Origin of the sequence: Bradyrhizobium sp. NBAIM18 (assembly GCF_020193825.1) — a bacterium.
Lineage (GTDB): Bacteria > Pseudomonadota > Alphaproteobacteria > Rhizobiales > Xanthobacteraceae > Bradyrhizobium > Bradyrhizobium yuanmingense.
Genome location: NZ_JADYVO010000066.1, coordinates 1 through 836, shown reverse-complemented (window position 1 = coordinate 836; position 836 = coordinate 1). Strand labels below are relative to the sequence as shown.

The 836-nt window shown below is 64.1% G+C and carries 1 protein-coding gene; it reads right to left on the bottom strand.

The annotated features are described in order from the left end of the window. On the bottom strand, window positions 1-775 hold a 775-nt coding region (locus I6F17_RS37430; RefSeq protein WP_225190484.1), incomplete at its 3' end, for an integrase core domain-containing protein. Window positions 776-836: the final 61 nt, after the last annotated feature.

Sequence of the window (836 nt, the reverse complement as noted above, 5' to 3'; positions counted from 1 at the left end):
GTTCGGTCCGCTGCGGCGCAGCGCTAGCGCAGCGCCGCAGCGTTGATGTTTTCTGATCGATGATGCCGATCGGCACGCTGAAGAAGCGCACCTGCCATTGCCCGTCAGCGGTTTCCTCCACGGCAACTGTTTCACCGGCGAGAGCGCTGCAAAGATGGATGAGCTCGCCACGCCATTTGATCTCGCCGTTGGAGCGAACCTGGCGCACCGCCGCTTCGACCGGATAATCCGGCTCCGGAAGCCGACTTGGCATCGCACGAGGGGAAGAGTGGTAGGCGCTGGCAGGTGGACGCTGCCCAAGTGCCTCGTGCGGCCGTTCGTCGTTGTAGTCGCGCACAAAGGCTGCGAACCGGCGGGCTTGCGCGGTCTTGGTCGGCGGCGGCGGCCGCATGGCCTCCAGAAGCGTGAGGTGAAAACGCTCGTGCCGACCATTCTGCTGCGGATGGCCAGGATCAATTCGTTCATGACGGATACCAAGCTTAATCCACCAGACCGAGAGCGCCGTCAGACCCGTGGTTCCGGTCGAGGCGAACGGCGAGCCATTGTCGGAACGGATGATCTGCGGCAAGCCGTGCTCGCGAAACGCCCGCTCCAGCAGCGGTTGGCACTCGGCATGTTGCGTGCTGCCCGTCGCCGCCAGACTAATCAAATAGCGGCTAAAGCCATCGGTCACGGTGAAGGGCTCAACCCGAGATCCGTCGCCCAGCCGGATCCAGCCCTTGTGATCGAGGGCCCATACATGGTTGGCATGCTGAGGCACCGTCAGTTGCCCCATCCGCGGCGGCGCTCGTCGCCGGATCCGACGGCTGCTTACCAGTCCCGCCCGCTTGAGAATC